Origin of the sequence: Arsenicibacter rosenii (assembly GCF_001870735.1) — a bacterium.
Taxonomy (GTDB): domain Bacteria; phylum Bacteroidota; class Bacteroidia; order Cytophagales; family Spirosomataceae; genus Arsenicibacter; species Arsenicibacter rosenii.
Genome location: NZ_MORL01000006.1, coordinates 150,024 through 173,517, shown reverse-complemented (window position 1 = coordinate 173,517; position 23,494 = coordinate 150,024). Strand labels below are relative to the sequence as shown.

Below are 23,494 nucleotides of genomic sequence, written 5' to 3'. Positions count from 1 at the left end.
AAACGGTCCGGACGATGATATCGTCCGGACCGTTTTGATTAATACCCCGGATTTTGCTTTAGCTGCGGAGATACGTTCAGTACGTTCTGACCAATCGGGAAAATAGCCGTGTGGTCGTCGGCATCCGGCTGTTTGTCCCACCATCTGCCCGTGTTGAACACGCCCCAGCGGATCAGATCGGTCCGGCGGCGGCCTTCGACCAGGAACTCGCGGCCCCACTCATCCAGCATCTCCTGATCGGTGAGCTGGCTGCCATCAGTTTTGTACAGACTTGGCGAACCGGCCGGATAATTCCGTGACCGGACCGCATTCAGCAGCACGGCAGCACCGGCTTTGTCGCCGGCGCGGTATTTGCATTCCGCCAGCGAGTAATAGATTTCGGCCAGCCGGATTTCGGCGTAGGCCGATGAGATTTTATTCGCATCGCTGCTCGGGTAATACGGATATTTCACCGGCGTAATGCCTGAGTTCTGGTCGGCATTGTTCATGTTCGAGGTCTTATCCGCAATTTTTGTCCCTGGTTTGGCCGCCAGGAACATGCCCACCTGATCGCGGAAGAAGAGCGGATACGGTCCTTTGGTCGAGCGTACGGTATCCTGCTTACCACTGGCATTGATGTAAGGCAGATAGCCTTTCAGGAACATCCCCTCCCGTTTGCTGTTGCCCAGGTTTTTGTACGTTTTCAGCCGGAGATCATCCGGGTATTTCTGAAACTTCACAAACGGTTTGCCCAGAGCAAAGCTGTATTCGGTGCTATCGACATCGCGGCCCGGCTGCAGTGCATATTTTGGGTTAGCAGTACCGAAGTCGGTAAAGCCGAAGTAGAACGTTGCATTGACCGGGAGCATCCAGAAATACATGCCGCCATCGTACTGCCAGTGTGTCAGCCCAAAGCTGCCCGGAAACCCGAAAAGCGTTTCACCTGAGGTTGGATTCGTATAGTCAAACGGGGCATCCCAGCGGCTTTCCAGTGCATATTGCCCGTATTTTCCGCCCAGAATATCGTTGCAGACGGTAGCACAATCGGCAAAGTGATCGGTACCGGTATATACTTTAGCGTTCAGGTAGAGCCGCACCAGCAAGGCCGCCGCGCCCCCCTGCGTCCACCGGCCAATGGCATTGGCGCCCAGGCTCTGGCGGGTCGGCAGCTTCGGAATCGACTCTTTAATCTCTTTTTCGATAAAATTGAACGCTTCCTGCGGCGGCACCTGCGGACCACCCTGTGTCTCGCCTTTTACCTTCGTGACGATCACAATATTGCGGTAAAAATCCAGCAGGCGGAGGTTGAGCCATGCCCGCAACACCCGCACCTCGGCAATCATACCGTCCAGTTCAGCCTGCGTCATATCGAACCGGGCGGGGTCTGTAATGCCCTGCAAATCTTCCAGGGTATTGGTTGCCAGCGTCACCCCGCCATAGAGTGCGTTCCAGGCATCGCTTGTGTAGCCATCGTTCGGCGTCCAGGTGTGGTAGTGCACCCGCTGAAACTGCCCGCCGTCGAACCAGTCGCCCTGGCGGTTCGGCGTCATCAGTTCATCCGAGCTGTTTTCCTGCAACATAAAGGTAGAGCCCCCCTGAATAGTCCAGTAACTGTGCTCAAACGGACGCAGAAAATCGCGGATCACGTCTTCTTTCTTTTGCAGAAAGTTGTCGGAAACGATCCGGTCAGAAAGTACTTCGTCAAGGTTAGTACAGCCGCCGGTTGCCATGAGGATCATGGAGACTGCCGCTGTTCGTATGGTATTGGTAAGGTTAATCCGTTTCATGTGTTAAGTAGGGTCCAGTGGTTAGAAAGTGACCTGTAAGCCTAATAAGTACTGCGTTGTCGACGGGAAATAGCTCAGCGAACTGTTGATGCCCGGATATAATCCGTTCACCTGCACCAGATCCGGATCGCCGCCGGTGTATTTGGTGAATGTCTTCAGGTTACGCGTTGTGGCATAGATCCGTACCGAGCGCATAAATTTGCTGGTAACCGGCTGCGTATAGCTCAGGTTGATGTTGTCGATTTTGACAAAACTGCCCGGTTCCAGGAAATAGTCAGACAACGACGAATAGGTAGCCGGACTCTTCAACTGAGCATATTTACCACCGTCGTAAGCCGACGACAGGGTGTTGGCATTCTGCTGGGTAGCCGGTGTGCCGAGGTAGAACGCGTAGGTATTAAAGATTTTATACCCGAACGTGCCCCGCAGGAATACCGTCAGATCCCATTTCCGGTAATGGAGCGAGTTGGTCAGACCAGCCGTAAACTTCGGCAGGCCGTTGCCGACAAACTGCTTATCATCGTTCGACGCCTTGTTGGCCACGATAACGTTGCCGGCCTTGTTGTAGACTAACAGGTTGCCCGACTCGTCGACACCAGCCGACCGGAGCATGTAGAAGCTACCGATCCGCGTGCCTTCCTGCAAACGCTGTGCATTACCCGGGCTGCCCGGTGCCGGCATGCCTACCACATCCACAAACTTCTGCCCTTTAAACGCCTCATTCGAGAATGAAACAAACTTGTTATCGTTCGTCGCACCGGCAAAGGTGATGTTATAGGCAAATTCCTTATTAGCTACTACCGCTGCATTCAGTTGAATCTCCAGCCCGGCGTTTTTCATGGTTCCGACATTGGCGAAGGTCGATCCCTGAATGTTCGGCGGATTCGGGACGGCATAGGACCCCAGCAAATCCTTATTTGTGCGGATGTAGTAGTTCAGACTGCCCGATAACCGGCTGTTTTTCAACAGGTCAAAGTCGACACCGATGTTGAAGTTGATCGCTTTTTCCCAGCGCAGGTTGTAGTTTGTGTTCTGGCTCGGGCCCCAAACCTGATACGATGAGCCATTGTAGAGGTAATAGCCATAACCCGAATAAGTATCGAGCGACAGGTAATTGCCGAAGTCCTGGTTACCCGTCACCCCGTAGTCGGCCCGCAGTTTCAGTTCGTTCAGCCACGGCAACCCACTGGCAAACTTCTCCTGAGTAACGCGCCAGCCCACAGAGGCGGCCGGGAAGTTCCCCCATTTGTTGTCGTACCCGAATTTTGACGAGCCTTCGCGCCGTAAGCTGGCCGAGAAGAAGTATTTCTGGTCAAAGTCGTAGTTTACCCGACCGAAAAACGCTGCCAGTTTTGAGTTGTTCCGGTAAGAACCAACGTTGTTAACGCCCTGTTGCAGGTTCCAGAGGCCGGTGCCCAGGTTGTTATACGTCAGCACATCCGACGGGAAGTTTTCATTAGCCGCATTGAAACCCGACGACTTAAAGTACTGGTACGAGTAGCCGCCCAGGAGCTTCACCGAGTGCTTCTGCACATCAAGAAAATAATTGCCCGTCCACTCAAAGCTTTTCTGATCGTTTTCGTCAAGCGACTGCGAGGCCGTATTCCGCTTCGAGCCGTTGACGACTGTCGTCAGCGTTGACGGGGTAAAGTTCTGGTTCCGGAACGATGAGCTCACTTCACCAATCGTAATCATCGTCGACAGATTTTCCAGCAGATTCAGCTTAAACGACCCGTTGATATCCAGATACTTGATCTCCTGACCCGCCTTTACCAGTTTTGCCCGCTCAACAGGGTTGTTGGCAAAAAATCCGCTGGTGATATAGTTATACTTACCCGCCTGGTCATAAATAGACTGTGTCGGGTTCAGGGTTAACGCATAGTTAAATCCGCTGTAGTCGGCCTGACTGGTTCTCGCATACCGTGGAGCCGCACTGAACGTAATGTTATACAGGTTGTTGGCTGAGGTATGGTTGATATTCACCCGGCCACCATACTCTTCCTTGGCTGAGCGCAGATCTACCCCGTTGGCGTTGCGATAATCCACCGACGAAAAGTAGTTGGTTTTGCCGCTGCCACCCGAAAACTGAAGCGTATGTTTCTGCGAGAACGTCGGATTCCGGCTCACGGCTTTCATCCAGTCGGTGTTGCCGCCCAGGTCGACACCGCGTTTGTTGGCCAGAAACTCGTCTTTCGACAAGACCGACAATTTGTTGGCGATGTAGTCAAACGCGCCGTAGCCGTCGTAGAAAATGCGGGAGTCGGAGCTTCCTTTTTTGGTCGTAATCACAATTACCCCGTTGCTGCCCCGTGTACCGTAAATAGCGGAGGCGGCTCCACCTTTCAGGACGTCAATCGACTCAATTTCGTTCTGGTTGATGTTGTCCAGGTTACCGCCCGGCACTCCGTTGATCACGAACAGGGGCCCTAAACCGGCACTCCGCGACGACACACCCCGCAGCTGAATGCTCGGTGTTGAGTTCGGGTCACCGGCAGCCGTATTGGTTACCGACAAACCGGCTACTTTGCCCTGAATCGCCATCAGCGGGCTGTTACTGCCTACGCGCAGCAAGTCAGCCGACGACAGGTGGGTAACAGCGCTCGTTACTTCCTTACGGTTCAGCGAGCCATAACCGACTACGACAACTTCGTTGATCGACTTCACATCCGGAACCAGCTGTACCGAAACAGTCCCCTGATTGGCCACGGCTACTTCTTTGGTTACAAAACCGACAAAGCTGAAGACCAGTGTCTGGGGACCGTCCGGGATGGTTAGCCGGTATGTACCGGTTTCGTCTGTGACCGCCCCACGCGATAAGCCCTTCAGCACCACGCTCACGCCCGGCAGCTTTTCGCCTTTTTCATCGGTAACGACGCCGGTAACCGTGCGATCCAGCGGCACATCAACCGGCTCCTCTACCTCACCCAGCTGGATATTGATCGGCTCTTCGGCAGTACGGGCCAGAATAATCTGCTCACCGGCCACGCTATAGCTGACCTTCGACGGGCTCAGCAGCTTTTCCAGTACCTGTTTCAGCGTGCTGTTCTGCACCCGCATCGACACCAGCATGCGGGCCGGCACCACCTGCGGACTGTAAGAAAATTTAACATTGGCGGCTTTTTCAATCGCCCGTAAAACATTTTTTACATTTTCATTCTGGATCGTCAGGCTCAACCGGCGGTTAAGTACCTCCTGAGCAGACGCATCACCGGCCTGCGAAACGCCGACGGAAAGCAGTACAATCAGGCATTGAAGAACCGTAAGCTGTACACATCTTACGACCCGGGCATTCACTTTTTTCATAGGGTTTATCACTTATGCAGTTAAGAAAAACGGCTGATATAGTCTGCTTAATCTGTGGGACCTATATCAAAATATTAAAATAATAGTAACCGGACAGCATCTTTTGCTGCCTCTCGGGTGAGCATTACAGGGCTGATGCGGATCAGGTGCTCATTACAGTAAAAAATTGATTAACAGAGAATTAACACAACAGAATCCGGCAATTACTGACAGCTTCCGCCGTTGATAACAACTTGCCCGTCAATGATTTCGTAGGTAGCGCCGATTGTCGCACAGACAATGGTCAGCTTTTGCTTAAAGGTTTCATTGGTCATCGTTGAGTTTAACTGACAATTTTCAAGTGCTTCCTTATTATAGTGGATATCAATCCCGTAGGCTTCTTTTATATCCCTGAGTACCTGACTGATCGGCGTCTCATTATATACAAATGAAGGCGTTTTCTTCCGGACGTAAGGGGTAATGACAATAGCTGGTGTATCGACCAGCATCTTATCAAACTGCGCCGTTTCGTTGTTGAAAATCACCTGCTGGTTCGGCAGCAGCATGACCCCTTTCGGCCGCTCTGCCGACGAAGCCGGTCCGTTGCGGTAGACCGATACCTGGCCCGACTGCACCTGCACCTTTACCCGTTTTTCCCGAAAAAAGGCCCGCACGGTAAACCGCGTACCAATCACCCGCGTTACCACATCGTTGGCATGAACAAAAAAGGGTTTATCCGTATCTTTAGTTACCGAGAAGGTAGCCTCTCCCGACAGGTAGACCACCCGGTTTTTGCGGCCAAAGTCAGCCGGATAGGTCAACCGGCTATCGGGGGCAAGCCATACTTCCGAGTTGTCGGGCAGGCGGATGAGCTGAAGTTTCCGGGATGTATTCACGGTTTCGGATAGCGACTCGCTGAGGGCCGTTACCTGCCGGTCGTAGGGCGTAACAGGTTTCGTTGCCGACTTCCACCAGTAGCCCCCGCCTAATGTCAGGACCACAGCCGCAGCGGCGGCCCACCGCATCCACCCGGACCGGCGTGTGCGGACAGCGGTCTCTGCTTCCCGCGCGTTGGTTTCCTGAATCCGGAGCCACAACCGGCGCACGGTCTCTTCGGGCAGGTACGTCTGCGCGTACGTATCTAACCCGAGGCGGATAGCTTCTACGAGGTCAACGGCCTGTTGATAGACGTCGCGCCGGTGGGGGTACTGTATCAGCCATGTTTCCCAGAACTGAGCAGACGCACGCGTAGGATCCAGTTGATGCGTCACAAAGGCATCGTCAGTCAGGAAATCAGCAGCAGAATAGGTCTCGTAGTTTTGCTCCACAGGCATCAGCATTTGTCAGTAGATGACAAATAGTGGAAAACGTACTCACCAAAACCTAAAAAAATGTAAAAAAAGTTAAAAATAAGGTGATGATCCAGCTACGGAGCTTCTCTACCGCCCGGAAAACGAGGTTCTTCGCCGACTGCTCGTTAACGTGCATAATTTCGCCGATCTGGTTGTAGTTCATATTCTCGACAAAGCGGAGTTTGAGGGCTTCCTGCTGGCGCGGCGGGAGCTGTTCGATCAGGCGCTGTATCCGTTGCTGACGGGTTGTGGCTGCTTCCAGTTCTTCCAGGATTTCCAGATCATTGGGTTCTGCCCATAAAGCGTCATAGTCTACCTCTTCCAGCGGGCGTCTCGGATGTTCCTTGCGTTCGAGCAGGTGCATGATGCGGTTTTTCAGCGCCCTCAGCAGGTAATGGCGGATGTTGTCGGGTGTCGTCAGGCGGGCGCGTTTGGCCCAGAGCTCGGTAAAGACATCATGTACGCAATCCAGCACAAAGGCCTCAGAAACAGCCACCAGGCTCATGCCATAGCGGTACATGGCCTGCACATGAAGCTGATAAAGCCGGGTGTAGGCGTTTTCGTCTCCCTCCTGAAAGGCCTGCCAAAGTTCCTGTTCGTTCATCTATCTGGTTTCCTGTCCCCGGATCCGGTACTCACGCATCCGCCGGCGTCTGACGGTATAACCCCGAACGTACCGGATTCGATCACTAAAAAGAGCGGCCTTTTCTGCTTTTATACTTCCCGTGTAATCAAAAAAACAGACCTACTGCTTATATGACTGATTGGCAGCCCTCGCGGCTAAAGCCGCCATTGTGGTGATGATGCCTTACCGCCCCGGCCTGAAGGCCGGGGTTCGTCTAAAAGGAAGCAGCCCGTTTCGTCCGGCCAGCCAGGCGTTACTTCATTCGACTACCGCCCACACCCCCTAACGCCACGCTTCAGCCTGGCGCACCCGACACCCCGCCATACGCCCCACACCCCCTAACGCCACGCTTCAGCCTGGCGCACCCGACATCCTGCCATACCGCCCCCCCCCCCTAACGCCATGCTTTAGCCTGGCGCATAAAAAAAGCCTGCGACAAGTCGCAGGCCTTCCGTAATCTGTTCAGTAGTGTTTACGCCGTTACCATTCGGGCACGTGCAGGGGTTTTCGATTCTTTTTTACGACGGCCCCGCCACACCAGAAAACCGGTCACCGGCAGGCTGGCGCAAATCAGACTTACGAGAAAGGCCAGGCATTTGGTCCAGATCCCGAAAATTGATCCCACGTGGATGTCGTAATTAGCCGAAACAACTTTCTCACCAAAGTTTTTGTCGGCATGCGGCCGGTTGTGCAGGAGTTCCCCCGAGTTTTCGTCGAAAATCAGATTATGGCTGACGTGGTACGAATAGCTCAGCTCCTTTACATACACCGAAAAATTCGGGTGTTCATGGTCGTCGATGTGGGGATGCCCCAGATCGATGCTGTAGTGCCAGGCAGTCGGATAGAGTTCCTCTACTTTGGCCGCCACTTTATCCAGCGTACCGGCCGAACGCAGCGAGGCCGGGGCTTTGGTGGTGATGTGCGAAAAATCGGGATAGGTCGTCTGTCCGCCGGAAAACACAAAATACATCAGCGACTGCACCGTAAAAAAGGCGTAAAACAAGCCCGTAATGGCTATAATCAAAGCCACAAACGACGCATAGAAGCCCAGGATGTTGTGCAGGTCATAGTTCTTGCGCTTCCAGTTCTTCACATTTTTCCAGTTGAACCAGAAGCGTTGCTTACGGGCACTTTTGTTTTTGGGCCACCACAGAATGATACCGGTAATGAGCATCACCACAAAAATAAGTGTCGGAATACCAGTGAGGTAGGTCCCCCATTCACTCTTAAGCAGAAAGCTCCAGTGAATGAATTTAACAATGTTGAAAAAGCCGTTTTTCTCATCAAAGACCGCCAGCACCTTTCCTGTATACGGGTTGACATACACCGTTTTATACATCACCAGCTCATTGAAGTAATGCCAGCCTTTCGGATCACTTTCGTAGTAATAAAACTGGTAGCTCCGGGTTTTGTCGAGCGGAGCATCTACCCAATGCAGCGGATATGTTTCGCCCGTCTGCCGGTTAATGCGCTTTTCCAGTTCCCGAAGCGGCAGAATGGATTTGTGGCTGATGCCGGTTTCGCCGTGGTGCAGGTATTCCTTACGGAGCATCGTCTGAACCTCGTCCTTAAAGACATACAGCGCTCCGGTGATGCTGACGATAAACACCACCAGCCCGGTACTAAGACCGAGCCAGAGGTGTAGTTTGCCAATGAGTTTCTTAACGTTCCCTTTCATTAAAATTTATACGAAATAGACAGACGGGCGTTCCGGTATGCTTCAGCCTGCCAATAGTAGAACTTAGTCCAGGTGTAGTATGAACCCGAATACAGGTAGTTATTGGTCAGGTTGTTGATGTTCAGCGCGACCGCAAACTTGTCGAACCGGTAAGAGATGGCGGCATCCAGACGGGTGTAGTCCGGCATGCGGTAGTCGGCTTCGGTATCGTAGGCCCCGTACCAGTTCGTACGGCCGTTCTGATACTGTACGCCAAGGGCTACGCCCAGGCCGCGCAGGGCCCCTTTGGTCAGGCGGTAGTTCAGCCACGCATTGGCGATGTTTCTGGCCGTTCCCGGAATCTGCTTGCCCACCACTTTTTCGTCGGTGTCTTTCGTAACCTTCGCATCGTTCCAGGCGTAGTTTGCGGTTACGTCGAGGCCGTCCAGGATTTCACCGCGCAGGTCAAATTCAACGCCCGACGCTTTGGTCTGTCCCAGCTGCACCGAAAAGAACTGGTGCTGCGGATCGCCGGTCAGTACGTTATTTTTCGTAATCTGGTACCCCGCCAGTGTAGCCGTCCACCGTCCATTCAGCCATTCTTTCTTTACCCCGATTTCCTTGTTGCTGCCCGTAATCGGGTCGAAGGCCTTGCCTTCGAAGCTCACACCGGCCTGCGGTACAAATGCCTGATCGAATACGGCATAGGCACTGGTGCTGTTATTCAGCGAATAACTCAGGCCAACACGGGGCGTAAATTTCTTCGCATCGGTACCGCCACTATATGGGTTCTGGTCGCGGACCGTTGTATACCGGCCGGCCAGCGTCAACCGCAGTTTCTCGTTCAGCAACCGGATTTCGTCCTGTACATACACCGCGCTGTAGTTGTTGTTGTAATACACGCCGCGCTCGCGGATGTCGAGCGTCCGGTCGAATACCGGATAGCCCGACGCCGGCACCTGACCATACACGGGGTGGTATACGTTGAAGCCGGCACGGCCGGTAATGGCCCCTGTCTGGCTCCAGTCGTGATAAAAATCCTTATCACCCATATCCACGCCAATCAACAGGCGGTGGCCGATTTTCCCCGTTTTCACGTCGCCGTTCAGGAAGAACTGGCCTACTTTCATGACGCCCAGGGCATCCCAGATTGACGCACCACGCAGCAGGGTATCGCCTTTGAAGCCCGTCGGCCACAGCGACTGCCCTACCTGATTGAAGGTCACGTAGGCAATCTGGCCGGTAAACTTCCAGTTGCTGTTGATCGTGTGTGCCAGTGTCAGGAAAAGGCTGTGGTCGTTGATGTTGGTTGGTTTCATGTTCACCTCCGCCGTTGTAAAATTGACCGGCAGGTCGCCCAGGCGATTCGGCGAGAAGGCATAATTGGACCCGATGGCCGACATCTGGTTAAACTGATAGTTGTACTCGGCCGTCAGCGATGTGCGTGGGGTAAACTGGAATTTCAGCACCGGCGCTACCGATACCCGGTTGTTGAATTCAAAGTCGCGGTGTGAGCCTTTCATCTGGCCCATCAGGTTCAGCCGGAACAGGACCTTTTTATCCTTGCTCAGCGCGCCGTCAAAATCCAGCGTGGTACGGTAGGTATCGAAGCTGCCGATGGTCATCGTGGCTTCGCCTTTGGTGATACCTGTCGGTTTTTTGGTTACGATATTATAGAAGCCGCTTGGTTCGCCGTTGGCCAGCATGAAACCCGCCGGCCCTTTCACAAACTCAATGCTTTCGACCATGCTCATGTCTTCGGCCACAGGACCAAAATCCGACTGCACGTTCATGCCGTTGCGGAAGCCGGGAATCCGTGAGCCGCGCATAAAAATATTGGCATAAATGTCCCAGTGTTCCATTTTAGCGGCCCCGCTGACGTTGCGGGTTACGCCTTCCAGAATATCAAAAATCTGCTGGTCTTTCAGCGTCTGGGCCGTTACAACCTGAATATTCTGCGGAATCTCGATCAGCGGTGTCTTCAGCCGCAGTGACACCGACGGGTAATCGGTCAGGTATTTACTCGGATTCGCCGTTATCAATACTTCCTGTAACTGATTCGCATTTTCCTGAAGTACAAAATCAACCGTTGCCGTTTCATTAGCCGCCACCGTCACTTTTTTAGCTGTGGCCTGAAGGCCGATAAAGCTCGCTTCGATGGTGTGCTGCCCCGCCCTGATGCCTTTCATTTCGTATGTACCGCTCGAATCCGCTACCGTTCCTTTTCCAAGTCCTTTCAGAAAAATAGTCACGTATTGAGCCGGTTTTCCATCCGACGTTGTAACCGTACCCCTAATCGTTCCCTGCTGGGCAAACACACTTCCGCTCAGAAGCATGAACAGTAAAAGCAATCGCATTTTTTTATATTTCTTTAGATTAATTCCAAACAACAGCACAAAAGTAGAACGGAAAACGATTTACACAAAATTTATTTAGAATTAATCAAAACAAAAATCATCTGATTACAGAAAGAGGTTACTAACAAGCCAGTATGTGGTATAACACGGAGAGACCATGCAGGGGGGCCGATTCTTTATTTTAACGGTGTGATCGTCAGGATAAAATCAGTCGCCATAAGTAACTTACCGGGCTTTTTTGATTTTACTACAGAGCCCATTTCCAACCTGTTTTAGTTAACAATGCTGTTTAACAAACCCTTTCGAAAGCCCATACTAGGTACTGCCCTGCTGGCCGTAGCGGTAGTATCCTGTATGAAAATGAACACCGGCCGAACGTCAAAAATGGACAATAAGCCGCTGGTGGTGAGAGAAGACGCGGCAACGGCCCGTGCCCGCGCCAAAGAAATCCGGGAAAAAACGTCCATTAAACTGGCCGACGGCCTCAAACTCGACCTGTGGGCTACCGACTCACTGGCACCGGACCCCGTCGCGATGGATATTGATGTGCAGGGGCGCGTGTACATTAACCGCACCAACCGGCAGAAAAACTCGGAATTCGACATTCGTGGTCACCGCGACTGGATGACGCCGTCGATTGCGCTCCAGACCGTCGAAGACCGCCGCGCATTTCTGCACAGCACGTTCGACCCGAAAAAGAGTAAGGAAAATGAGTGGGTCAAAGACCTCAACGACGACGGCTCCCACGACTGGAAGGACCTAGCGGTGGAGAAAGATGAGGTCTGGCGGCTCGAAGACACCGACGGCGACGGAATGGCCGACGTCTCTACGCGGATCATCAGTGATTTCTTCGACGAAATCACCGACGTAGCCGGCGGGATTCTGGTTCGGGCGAAAGACATGTTTATCACCATTGCGCCGGACGTCTGGCGGCTGCGCGATACCAACAACGACGGTATTCCCGATCAGAAAACGTCGATCAGCCATGGCTATGCCGTACACATCGGCTTCAGCGGCCACGGCATGTCGAACCCGATCGAAGGGCCCGACGGTAAAATTTACTGGAACATCGGCGACATCGGGGCCAATATCACTGCGCCCGACGGCAAAAAACACAACCGTTCCAACGAGGGGATCATCGCCCGCGCCAATCCGGACGGCAGCGACTTTGAAGTCTTTGCGGGCGGTTTGCGGAACACCCACGAATTTGTGTTCGACGAATATGGTAACCTGATCAGCTCCGATAATGACGGTGACCACCCCGGCGAAAGCGAACGGCTGGTGCACGTGGTCGAAGGCTCCGACGCGGGCTGGCGCTCCAACTGGCAGTATGGTAAATATACCGACCCGAAAAACAACGGCTATAAGGTCTGGATGGACGAAAAGCTGTTTAAACCCCGCTGGGACGGTCAGGCGGCCTACATCATTCCGCCGATCATGAACTTCCACAACGGCCCGACCGGTATGGTCTACAACCCGGGCACCGCTCTGGGATCGGCCTGGAAAAATAAATTCTTCCTCGTTGAATTTGTCGGCAACCCGGCCCGCTCGCCGATCTGGTCGTTTGGTCTGAAACCCAAAGGCGCTTCGTTTGTACTCGACGGCGAACAGAACATCCTGACCGGTATCCTGCCGACGGGCATCCGTTTCGGCCCCGACGGTGCGCTGTATGTGGCTGACTGGATCAACGGCTGGGACACCAAGAACTACGGCCGCGTCTGGAAACTGGACGTAACCGATGACAAAAACGACCTGAAAGCGCTGCGGACCGAAACCAAACGCCTGATGCAGCTCGACTACATGGCCCAAACCGAGGACATGCTGTATTCGCTGCTGTTTAATCCTGACATGCGCATCCGGCAAAAAGCCCAGTTTGAACTGGTGGCAAGGGGTGCTAAAGGTACGGCTACCCTGAACAAAGCCATCGCACAAACACAAAACCAGCTGGCCCGTATTCATGGCATCTGGGGTATGGGCCAACTGACCCGGCAGGACAAGGTAAATGCCTCGTCGCTGTTGCCCCTGCTGAAAGACAGTGATCCGGAGATTGTGGCCCAGGCCGCTAAAATGCTGGGCGATGCCGCTATTCCGGAGGCCGGTCCGCAACTGGTTCCGTTACTGGCCAGTAAAAACCCGCGCGTACAGTTTTATGGGGCACAGGCCATCGGCCGGATTAAATACCAGCCAGCCATCAACCCGCTGCTGGACATGATCAAGGCGAACCACGACGAAGACGTTTACCTGCGTCATGCGGCGGTGCTGGCCTTGTCGCGGATTGGTCAGGCGGAGCCGATGGTGGCCCTTGCCAACAATCCGGATAAGTCGCTCCGGCTGGCGGCGGTGCTGGTGCTGCGCCGGTTAGCCAGTGACCAGATCAATATCTTCCTGCAGGATAAAGACGAGTATATTGTGGCCGAAGCAGCCCGCGCGATCAACGATGATTTGTCGATTCCGGCCTCACTGCCGGCGCTGGCGGCCACGCTGAAAGAAACACGGTTTACCTCGGAGCCATTGCTGCGCCGCGCCATCAACGCCTGTCTGCGTGTCGGCGGCGATCAGGAACTGGAAACACTGATTGCCTTTGCCAAACGCAAAGACGTTGATAAAGTGATTCGTGCCGAAGCGCTCGCAACGCTTGGTTCATGGGCCAGCCCGTCCGTACTTGACCGCGTGGATGGTCGCTACCGCGGTCCGGTACAGCGGAATCTGGCGGCGGTAAAAGCGAAAGTTCAGCCACATGCACTGGCGCTGTTGCAGCAGGCAGAACCTGAAACGCAGATTGCGGCCGCGCAGATGTTTAGCCAGCTGGGCATGAGCGAAAACAATGCGGCCCTCGCCAAACTACTGGACGGCAACGCCGCGCCGGAAGTTCGTTCGGCCGTTCTGACCGCACTCGGCAAACTGAATTACAATGGTATGGAAGCCGCCATCCGCAAGAGCATGACCGATGAAAATGCCGATGTACGGGCAACGGCCCTCGGGCTGATGTCGGGGCAAACGCTGTCGCAGGATGCTCTGGCCGACGTATCGAAAGTTGTGTTTGACAAAGGCAGTATCAAGGAACAGCAGCAGATGTTACGCGTACTCAGCGCCCAGCCAGCCGACAAAACAGAACGGATTCTGTCGGGTCTGATTGACCAGCTGGCCGACAAAAAACTGTCGCCCAGCCTGACCCTCGAACTAAACGAAGCCGTAGAAGCCTCTAAATCATCGGCACTGGCCGCCAAACTGGCACCTCTGAAAGCCAGCGGCGATGGTGTGGCGGCGTTTAAAGACGCCCTGTTTGGCGGAGATGCGCTGGCAGGCCGCCGGATTTTCAATACCAGCACCGCCGCCGAGTGTGTCCGCTGCCACGCGATTCGCGGTCAGGGCGGAGAGGTTGGCCCGTCGCTGACCTTCATCGGCGACGTACTGAGTCGTGAGCAGATCCTACAGGCACTGATTGAGCCGAGTGCCCGCATCGCGCCGGGTTTCGGTACCGTTTCGCTGACGCTGAAAGACGGGCAGAACGTAACAGGCATCCTGTCGCAGGAAAATGAGCATGAACTCGTTCTGAAAACATCGGAAGCCGAGCCGCTGAAAATACCGGTTGCCCGGATTGCGAAGCGCGAAAACTACCCGTCAAGCATGCCGCCGATGGGTACACTGCTGTCGAAACGCGAAGTCCGGGACGTAGTTGAGTTTCTCTCGAATCTGAAGAAGAAGTAGAAACTGCTCTATATGGTAAAAGTGAAGTGGTGGCACGACTCAAAGTCGTGCCACCACTATATAGCCCCCTGCCCTACGCTCTTAGCTGATTCGCCGGTAGGCTTCCTCCATAATGGAGGCCGTTGAACTGGTGCCGATGCGTTTAACGCCCATTTGCTGAATGCGCAGAGCCTCATCCAGGGTGCGGATGCCCCCCGAGGCCTTGACTTCTACATTTGCCCCGATGTTGGCCAGCATTAGCCACAAATCGTGTTCGGTAGCCCCTTTATAGTCATAACAGCCATCGGCTCCTTTTACAAATCCGAAGCCCGTCGACGTTTTAACAAATGCCACACCAGCTTTCGTACAAATCTGGCACAGCCGGACCTTGTACGAATCCGCAGGTAAATAGTCGTTCTCAAAAATCACTTTAAGGATAGCACCTCCCCGCTGACAGGCGGCTTTGACTACCTGGACTTCATAGGCAATGTACTCCCAATCCTCACTAAGCACCTTGCCGATATTAATAACCATATCAATCTCAGTCGCTCCATCCTGACAAGCCTGCAAGACTTCCGCTATTTTGAGGTGAGGAGGCTGGCTTCCATGCGGAAAGCCGACAACGGTACATACTTGCACATCACTCCCGGCAAGTATCTCAGCCGCCATCGCTACCGCATAGGGCTTGATGCATACCGACGCGACATTATACTTTAGCGCCAGTTCACAGCCTGCTTTCAGCTCAGCATCTGTCAGGGCAGGATGCAGCAAAGCGTGGTCGATCATCTTCGCCACCGCTTCCAGTTCGTTCAATGTCATGCTTGCGGTAAAAGGTTAGCGTACAAAGCCGGCAGCAGCGACAGGGCGTTGGCCGTAGTATGGCGGGCGACATCGTCAATCGAAATACCTTTCAGGTCGGCAATGCGTTGGGCAATCTGGTGCAGGTAGGCCGGTTCATTGCGTTTACCGCGATACGGGACCGGCGCCAGATACGGGCTGTCGGTTTCCAGGACCAGGTGTTCCAGACCGATATGCGGTACCACCTGATCCAAGCCCCCGTTTTTAAACGTTACGACCCCGCCGATGCCCAGCTTAAAGCCCATACCCACCGCGCGGCGTGCTTCGTCGAGTGTCCCGACAAAACAGTGAAAAATACCGGTCAGGGTGGGCAGGGCCAGCTGCTCAATAACATCAGCAGCTTCGGCAAACGCATTACGGTCATGACCCGAGCGCGTGTGCAGCGATACGAACAGGTTCTGTTGAGCCGCCCACTGCAACTGGGTCCGGAACGCCTCAAACTGCCGGTCGACGTGGGTTAAGTCCCAGTAAAAATCCAGCCCGATTTCGCCGACGGCAATAAACGGGTGTCTGCTCAGTTCGGCTTCGACGGTAGCCAGTTCCTGCTCTACGGTTTGGTTGACATAGGTCGGATGGAGGCCCATCATAGGCAGGCATCGTTCAGGATATTGACCGGCCAGTGCCATCATACCGGCAATGGTTTCCTGTGCACAGTTGGGCATCCAGATCTGGCTTACGGGCAACGACCAGGCCCGTGCCAGCATATCATCACGTGTACCTTCGGGCTGCCCGTTCAGGATGCGGTCTGCCTCAAATTTCTCGTCGTAAATATGCGCGTGTGTATCAATCAGATTCATGCCGCAAAGGTACGGAATTACGGGGGAAGGTGTCTACAACTTAATCCGGTACAGCCAGTACGGGTACACCACCCGGTCGGTGCCGTCGTGGTAGCGGGGCGCGCGGTCGAGCTGCGCCATCGTGACATACAGGTAGCCATCGGGCCCGATGGCGTAGGAGTCGGGCCAGTGGATGCGTTTATCCTGCACGAGCGTTTCCAGCTTGCCCGCGGGCGTGCGCCGGCGAATGACCTGCTCCTGCGAATCGCCCATGTAGACGTTCCCGGCTGCATCGGCAATCATACCGTGGCTGAAACCGGCCTCGCCGAGGTCTTCAACGGCCGCCGATACCTGCGCTGCGGTATAGGCCGGATCATACAGGAATTTGGTCGGGATGCGGTACAGACGCTTTTTGGTAATGGGCCGGAAGTAAAAATACTCTCCGTCGTGGCTCAGAGCAATGCCGTTTACGTTGCTTGAAAACGGCCGGCCAGCCTGATCGCGCACGTCTTTCCCGTCGATGCTCAGGACTGTATTCGGGTCGGCTTTGGTGGAGGCATCGCCTTGCAGCAAGGTCCGGCTTTTGCCCGTTTTCAGGTCAAGCACGACCACTGCCGACCGGCCGGGATCCGACAAGTACGCCACCTGACGGCGGGCATCGACCTGTACATCATTCAGCCCGGCACCCGGCAAGTCGTCGAACCGGTAGACACGCTCAACCGTACCGTCCAGTGTTAGTTTTACCAGTTTGACGCCTGCCCGAATTGGTTTCATGCCGGTCGGGTTTGCCAGATCAAGCGCCCATACGGCATCACTACGGTCGATAAACAGGGCCTGCACGCTCAGGAAATGGTCCTGCGGTTGTGCCGTGTCCCATTTGTTCCATTCCGGATTCGGAAACGGTATCAGCTTACCGTTGGGCAATACTTCCACGACAGCATGCGCATAGTTGTCCGTCCATTTCGGAAAACTGACGAACAACCGGCCTTTTTTGGACATTGCTACCCCCACGGGCTGTAGCTTTCCGAACGATCGTACTTCCTCCAGTCCCTGCGCCTTTACCGGCAACAGGGCAATGAGTGTATAGACCAGGAGCAAACTGTAGTTTTTCATACGTTTTTGAGAACCGCTGTCCGGGATATATACATCCCGGACAATATAACAGCGGATTTGTAATCCGCTTACTATGTGTTTTATGTACCACGCACGGATTGCAAATCCGTGGTTATGGCGTTCAGGATTCAGAAATCCTGAACAGCAAGCATCATTAGGCCAAAACAATGCCTTCTGTTTCCCGATATACTTCGCGCATGGTAAGCGTCAGACCAATACTTTCCAGCCTGACGTCAGCGTCAATGTCAGCCGCTTCTGAAGCAATGTACCAGAAACCATAGTCATTTTTGCGAAATACCTCAGCGCGGACACGTGCCGAATCAATAAGCAGATATTCCTGAAAACCCGGGATACCCCTGTATAGACGAAACTTTTCACCCCGATCATAGGCCGCCGTACCCGGCGACAGTATCTCACCGAGCAGGCAAGGATTCGTTAATGTGTCCCGGTTCATATCACTATATTGATTCGGACCACAAATAACAACCAGATCAGGGTATGTGTATAACCCATTGGCTTCGACCAGAATCCGCTGATCACTGGAATAATTACGACAACCTGTGCTCCGTCTGAGATGGCTACCGATAGCAAAGGAAACATTTTCCTTAATCGCATTATGATTCGTTGATGCACCGGCCATCGCGAATACCTCTCCCTGAACGTATTCGCTTTTATAGTCGGCATTGCGTTCCCGTTCCAGATAGTCTTCGGGGGCTATAAACGGCTGGTTCAGAGCAGACATATACGAGTAGGTTATCTCCGTAAATTTAAAACTTTTCGTACAACGACTTTAACTGCGGGTCTTCTTCTTTGTTGCGGATATCCTGCCGGAGGCCCTCCACACCGTCGACATCCAGCAGCAGCCCGAGTGCCTGATAAGCTCCGAACCGGACAAACCACGGCTTTTCAAAACGGGCCACATTTTCCAGCAACGGCAGCGCTTTACGCTGTAAATCAACGGATGAACGCAGCAGGTACTTGCCGAACACCTGAATAAAATTGTACGCTTCCTGTGGTTTCAGCTGCTTCAGATTCGATACATACCAATCGTAACGGGCCGGATCAGCTTTGGTTGCATAATATTCTGCCACCGCCGTCAGTATCTCACCGTTGGCAGACTGCTCAAAGCGGGCGGCCACCTTAGCCGCATCTGCCGGTTGCTGTTCCAGGTAATTTTCGAGCGCTACCGAGGCCACCAGACATGAGCTGTCGGCTAAGGCCGCCTTCAGCAGCGGCAGGTTAGCTTTGGCATCGATGGAATGGAGCGTCAGCAGGGCTTCGGCCCGGACAGCCGGCTTTTTGTCATGCTGTGCTTTATCACGCAGCAGCCGGACAACCTCCTCCCGCAACGGGCCTTTATAATCGGCAAACTGGTTAATGGCCGATTGCCGTACCCGCCAGAAAGGATCGTTCAGCGCCTCGACCAGCTTGTGCTGGGCCGATATATCGCCGAAGAACCCTTTGTCCTTATCCCCCAGCCGGAGTACCGCGTCGTGGCGTTCCTGATAGGCCAGCCGCCGGTCATACTGAAACAGCGTCATGCGCAGGTCCCGCTCCTGCTCTACCGTCCCGACCATGCGGTGATCGGCATCGAATATCACCAGATCAGGCTCCTGTTCAGCCGGAAACGTGAACGACTGCCGCGCCTGCGTCATCACAATATCGTGCGTGGTCAGCTTACCTTTCACCCAAACATCGACTTTCAGCGGCAACCGGTAGACCGGCGTGTACGGTCCGCTCGCCTGCTGATTGGCCACCAGCGTTACGTAGCCGGGCACATAACTTTGTGCTACCTTAATCGTCGCGTGTCCCGGTGCCATAAACCACTGATTGAAAAACCAGTTCAGGTCCTGACCGGTCACGTCTTCAAACGTTTCGCGCAGATCGGCCAGTTCTACCGTTTTGTACTGATAACGGATCAGGTACTGTTTCAGGGCCAGGAAAAACGCCTCGTCGCCGACCATCCGGCGCAGGTAATGGAGCACACGGCCGCCTTTCTGGTACGAGTGACTGTCGAACATATCCTCCCGGTCGGCGTACCCGTACCGGATCAGGGGTTCCTGTTTCTGCTCGGCTTCGTTGAGGTATTGATTCAGGTCGGCCAGCAGGTGCAGGTCGGCTTCATCGCGGCCGCGGGCGTTTTCGTACCACAGATACTCGGCATAGGTTGCAAACGCCTCGTTCAGCGGCAGGTTGGCCCACGACTCGCAGGTAACGAGGTCGCCGAACCAATGATGGGCCAGTTCGTGGGCAATCACGTCGTCCGAATCACCGTCCAGTAACTGCCGCCGGTCCATGTGTACGCCTTCCTGATGCACGGTGGCCGTTGTATTTTCCATGGCCCCGCTTACAAAATCCCGCACCACAATCTGACTGTATTTATCCCACGGAAACAGCACCCCGAAAAGTTTTTCGAACAAGCCGATCATAGCCGGTGTCCGGCCGAAAATAGCCCTTGCCTCTTTTTCGTAGGCCGGTTCCACGTAATAACTCACTTCCATGTTTCGGGGGCCGGTATCCCGCACATACGCGAAATCCCCGACGGCAATCATGGCCAGGTAAGGGGCATGCGGCAGGGTCTGCTGCCAGTGATCGGTACGGCTGCCGTCGGCGTTCGGCGTCGACGACACCAAACGACCATTGGAGAGGGTTCGCTGCCCTTTTTCGACGGTCAGGTAAATGTCCTGCGTCATTTTTTCATTGGGCGAATCAATTGTCGGAAACCAGCATGAATTCGCTTCCGTTTCGCCCTGTGTCCAGAGCTGACGCGGTTTGCGCGGGTCCTTCCCATCGGGGTTAATGAAATACAGCCCTTTATCGTCGGTAATAGCACCGTTAGTACGCGTAAAAATGCCCGGCAACTCGTTTGGTTTGGCCGTATATACAATCCGGATGCTGAATGTGTCCTTGCGTGTATACGTACGCGGCAGTTTCAGCTGGATTGTTTTCTGCCCGGGATAGGTATAGGTCAGCGAGTCGCGCACGGGCCGCCGGACAGTCTTCCGGCTCAGCGAGTCATAGGCCGTCAGGGTATCCAGCAGAACAATGCTATGAATCTGAAAGCCTTTGGCATCAATAGCAAGGGTATTCTGCGGGTAAAAATACGGTTTGAACCGAAGCGTGGCGACGCCCTCAACGTACTGTTTCGCCCAGTCGAACCGCAGGTCCAGCCGCGTGTGCAACAGGTCACAGGCCAGCGTCCGGCTGGAGTTATACTGCCGGTTCCGGGTTTCAAAAAACTCCTTCCGTGTCGTATCCGAAGGCATGGCACCGGCTACGGCCGTAGTCGCTACCCCTATCGCAAAGGCTACCAGTATTTGCGTCAATCCAATCTTCATATTCAAAATTTGCCTTAATTTTACCCAAATACAATCTATTTTTCATTTGCCAGCATCAACATATATGCCCCAACCGTTCGACTGGGCATCCGGTTTACCGGTTACTCCTTTCCCTCACCCGTCGCCGTTTCTGCTCAGCCAGCTTGCCGACACCCGAACGCTGGTGCACGCCGTCGACCTGGCCACGTACCGGGCTGTTATTCAAAGTTCCGGCAGCATTCCGGACAGCCGGTTCTTTCAGCAGTTGTCTGAACACCTGGCGCAGGATGGCTGGCAAACGATTCACCTCTGGGAGGATGTCTGGCAGACCAAACCAACCATTGTCCGCTCCCGGTTGCAGGCCCTTACCGGCCAGTCAGAACGCATTCCGGCGCGACTCACTCAGGTGCAGCGCATCGACCGCCCGACCCTCGATCAGTTCCTGACAACCCACCACTTACAGGTGCCGACCCAATCGAAATATAAATACGGGCTGTTTCTGCCGAAGCGGTATTTCCGCGTCTTATCGCCGGATTTCCGCATGCAGTATATCCGCGACACCGACGACGAACTGCTGGTAGCGGTGGCTACTTTCAGCTTTCCGCGTTCGGTTACCCGCCATGACCAGCCATTCCGTTCCTACGAAATGGTCCGGTTTGCCAATCACCTGTTTTCCACCGTTGTCGGTGGCCTCGACAAGCTCCTGAAAGCGTTTATCGCCGACCAATACAGCCTCCATCCTCCTGCCGAAGGCCATCCGCTCATCGATGTCATGACCTATGCCGACCGCGACTGGTCAGACGGCCGCAGTTATGAACGCCTCGGCTTCGAAAGGGTTGGAATGACCGTTCCGCAACCGTTCTGGCTCGATCCGGCCGGCAATATGCGTTACTATCCGCACCGGTTGCCGGAAGGACTCACCGAAGCCGGGCTTCCCGGACGAGGTTTTATTCCTATAGTCAACGCCGGGAGCATTAAGTTTATTAAACCCTTTTACCCCAATTAACGCATGGCCGACACCGATCTTCTGGTCATTCTGGGGCCAACCGCCAGTGGTAAAACAAAACTGGCCGTACAGGTGGCCCGGCAGCTTCAGGGCGAAATTATCAGTGTCGACTCCCGGCAGGTGTACCGTGGCATGGACATCGGCACCGGCAAAGACCTGGATGAATATACGGTCGATGGAGAGCCGGTTCCGTATCACCTCATCAACGTGGTCGATGCGGGGGAAGATTACCATATTTACCGGTTTCAGCAGGATGTGCAGCAAGCCCTTGACGACATCCGTCAACGCGGCAAACGACCCATTCTGTGCGGCGGCACGGGACTTTATCTGGAAGCGATCCTAAACCGGCATGCGTTCACGGCCATTCCCATTGACCAGGCCCTGCGCGATAGCCTGAGTCTGCTTTCTGATGATGCATTGCTGGCCCGTTTTCACCAAAGTTCCTCGGCTTATTCGGCTGTTGCTGACACATCGACCCGCAAACGGCTGATCCGCGCTATCGAAATCAACCAGTATCTGACCCGTCATCCAGACACGCCTTTGCTGAATCAAAAGCCTGAGCCAGCCGAAACACCTGCCGTTTTCGGCATTGACCTGCCCGTCGACGTTCGCCGCGCACGGATTACCCGACGCCTGCACGAGCGCCTGCAAAGCGGCATGATTGAGGAAGTAGAACAGTTACTGGCGTCCGGTATTCCGGCCGGAAAGCTGATTTTTTACGGCCTTGAATATAAGTTTATTACCCAATACTTAGCGGGTGAACTTGATTATGAAACCATGAGTGTCCGGCTCGAAACGGCCATTCATCAGTTTGCCAAGCGGCAGATGACCTTCTTCCGGAAGATGGAACGGGACGGGTTAAGGATTCAGTGGCTTGATGGTCTCCTGCCCCTCAGCGAACTGGTTCGTAGTATTACGTCAGCAGCGTAGATGATACTGTTTTTTATGTACCGTATACTCATTTTACGTACTGGTAACCAGTAAAGCTATTGTAAAATAGTATGAAAAACAGAACTTTTGTATAGTGAGTTGGTAGTATTAGTAGTAAGTATACCTAATGCCGCTAATCCGGTTATACTCAATTAATTCTTTTCGTTATGGATCTCCTGGCACTTCTCAATCAGAAGATGCAGCCGCTTTACGATCAGGTAAAAACGCTGCTCTTCCGGAACCGTGTCGACGCTGATGTGCTGACCTTAAATCAGTATCAGCAGCTACTGTACGTCAATCTGGCGTATCACCGTGCGCTGGAAGCTGCCCTGGCCCAACAAGCTTCCTATTTACCGAATTATGATCGTTTGCGTCACTGCAAAACGCCCTATCTGGTCGCTGATTTACTGGCAACAGGGGCACCGCTCCCGCTTGCCTACCCAACTTATTTTGCCCACTGGAATGCCTGGCAACTTCTCGGAGCTGCCTATGTAGGGGAAGAAATTGCGTTTGATGGACAGACCATCACCAGAGACTTACAACGCAGCCCGGTACTACCGGCCATGGCCCGCATTTCCCGTTTTTTTAATGGCCCGAAGAATGAAAACTGGGCCATTGCCTGTCAGGATAAACATGCTAAAGGCCACGAGGCCGATATTACAGAGGGAGCCGTCCGGGCGCTCGGTATTTACGAACGGCTCGCCGGTGAAAATACGCTGCCTTCGCTGGCCGCCTGAAAAAGTAGAGGACTTATAAAAAGTGGTGGCA

Annotated in this window: 16 protein-coding genes; 5 read left to right on the top strand and 11 right to left on the bottom strand. The window is 54.0% G+C overall.

Features of this window, described 5'->3' with window-relative positions:
• Positions 1-38: 38 nt before the first annotated feature.
• The 4 genes from BLX24_RS13710 to BLX24_RS13695 form a co-directional block, all read right to left on the bottom strand.
• Complete coding sequence (locus BLX24_RS13710) at positions 39-1,766, bottom strand: RagB/SusD family nutrient uptake outer membrane protein (RefSeq protein ID WP_071503724.1); 1,728 nt, start codon at positions 1,764-1,766, stop codon at positions 39-41.
• A 21-nt stretch (positions 1,767-1,787) separates the two neighbouring features.
• Positions 1,788-5,069 carry a SusC/RagA family TonB-linked outer membrane protein gene (locus tag BLX24_RS13705; RefSeq protein ID WP_071503723.1) on the bottom strand — a complete coding sequence of 1,094 codons (3,282 nt, stop codon included), beginning with the start codon at positions 5,067-5,069 and terminating at the stop codon, positions 1,788-1,790.
• A gap of 203 nt (positions 5,070-5,272) precedes the next feature.
• Positions 5,273-6,388: a FecR family protein gene (locus BLX24_RS13700; protein ID WP_071503722.1), complete on the bottom strand. Its 1,116-nt coding sequence runs from the start codon at positions 6,386-6,388 to the stop codon at positions 5,273-5,275.
• 43 nt (positions 6,389-6,431) lie between these two features.
• Entirely contained in the window at positions 6,432-7,004 is a 573-nt protein-coding gene (locus BLX24_RS13695) for an RNA polymerase sigma factor (RefSeq protein ID WP_071503721.1), read from the bottom strand.
• 160 nt (positions 7,005-7,164) lie between these two features.
• Between BLX24_RS13695 and BLX24_RS32690 the strand changes: the two genes are divergently transcribed.
• A complete protein-coding gene (locus tag BLX24_RS32690; RefSeq protein ID WP_177225836.1) occupies positions 7,165-7,311 on the top strand; it encodes a hypothetical protein in 147 nt (48 codons plus the stop codon).
• Between the two features lie 186 nt (positions 7,312-7,497).
• Here the strand turns inward: BLX24_RS32690 and BLX24_RS13690 are convergent, their stop codons facing one another.
• Both BLX24_RS13690 and BLX24_RS13685 read right to left on the bottom strand, forming a co-directional pair.
• Positions 7,498-8,703 carry a PepSY-associated TM helix domain-containing protein gene (locus BLX24_RS13690; protein WP_071503720.1) on the bottom strand — a complete coding sequence of 402 codons (1,206 nt, stop codon included), beginning with the start codon at positions 8,701-8,703 and terminating at the stop codon, positions 7,498-7,500.
• The gene (locus BLX24_RS13685) at positions 8,703-11,039 is read right to left on the bottom strand and encodes a TonB-dependent receptor (protein ID WP_071503719.1); all 2,337 of its coding nucleotides are present in this window, start codon (positions 11,037-11,039) and stop codon (positions 8,703-8,705) included. Before BLX24_RS13685 ends, BLX24_RS13690 begins: the two co-directional genes overlap by 1 nt.
• 282 nt (positions 11,040-11,321) lie before the next feature.
• Between BLX24_RS13685 and BLX24_RS13680 the strand changes: the two genes are divergently transcribed.
• Positions 11,322-14,747, top strand: coding sequence for a DUF7133 domain-containing protein (locus BLX24_RS13680; RefSeq protein WP_071503718.1), 3,426 nt, complete (start codon positions 11,322-11,324; stop codon positions 14,745-14,747).
• 81 nt (positions 14,748-14,828) lie between these two features.
• Here BLX24_RS13680 and deoC read toward each other — a convergent pair whose 3' ends face one another.
• From deoC to BLX24_RS13655, 5 genes are all read right to left on the bottom strand, one after another.
• A complete protein-coding gene (deoC, locus tag BLX24_RS13675; protein WP_071503717.1) occupies positions 14,829-15,545 on the bottom strand; it encodes a deoxyribose-phosphate aldolase in 717 nt (238 codons plus the stop codon).
• Positions 15,542-16,381 (bottom strand): TatD family hydrolase, encoded by an 840-nt coding sequence (locus BLX24_RS13670; protein WP_071503716.1) that lies wholly within the window; start codon positions 16,379-16,381, stop codon positions 15,542-15,544. Before BLX24_RS13670 ends, deoC begins: the two co-directional genes overlap by 4 nt.
• A 33-nt stretch (positions 16,382-16,414) precedes the next feature.
• Complete coding sequence (locus BLX24_RS13665) at positions 16,415-17,473, bottom strand: SMP-30/gluconolactonase/LRE family protein (protein ID WP_071503715.1); 1,059 nt, start codon at positions 17,471-17,473, stop codon at positions 16,415-16,417.
• Positions 17,474-17,627: 154 nt separating this feature from the next.
• Positions 17,628-18,215, bottom strand: coding sequence for a Uma2 family endonuclease (locus BLX24_RS13660; protein ID WP_071503714.1), 588 nt, complete (start codon positions 18,213-18,215; stop codon positions 17,628-17,630).
• A 25-nt stretch (positions 18,216-18,240) separates the two neighbouring features.
• Positions 18,241-20,811 carry a M1 family metallopeptidase gene (locus tag BLX24_RS13655; RefSeq protein WP_071503713.1) on the bottom strand — a complete coding sequence of 857 codons (2,571 nt, stop codon included), beginning with the start codon at positions 20,809-20,811 and terminating at the stop codon, positions 18,241-18,243.
• A gap of 64 nt (positions 20,812-20,875) precedes the next feature.
• Here BLX24_RS13655 and BLX24_RS13650 point away from each other — a divergent pair, with 64 nt between their 5' ends.
• From BLX24_RS13650 to BLX24_RS13640, 3 genes are all read left to right on the top strand, one after another.
• The gene (locus BLX24_RS13650; protein ID WP_071503712.1) at positions 20,876-21,796 is read left to right on the top strand and encodes a hypothetical protein; all 921 of its coding nucleotides are present in this window, start codon (positions 20,876-20,878) and stop codon (positions 21,794-21,796) included.
• A 3-nt stretch (positions 21,797-21,799) separates the two neighbouring features.
• Complete coding sequence (gene miaA / locus BLX24_RS13645) at positions 21,800-22,726, top strand: tRNA (adenosine(37)-N6)-dimethylallyltransferase MiaA (RefSeq protein ID WP_071503711.1); 927 nt, start codon at positions 21,800-21,802, stop codon at positions 22,724-22,726.
• 167 nt (positions 22,727-22,893) lie between these two features.
• Entirely contained in the window at positions 22,894-23,463 is a 570-nt protein-coding gene (locus BLX24_RS13640) for a heme oxygenase-like domain-containing protein (RefSeq protein WP_071503710.1), read from the top strand.
• Positions 23,464-23,494 lie beyond the last annotated feature (31 nt).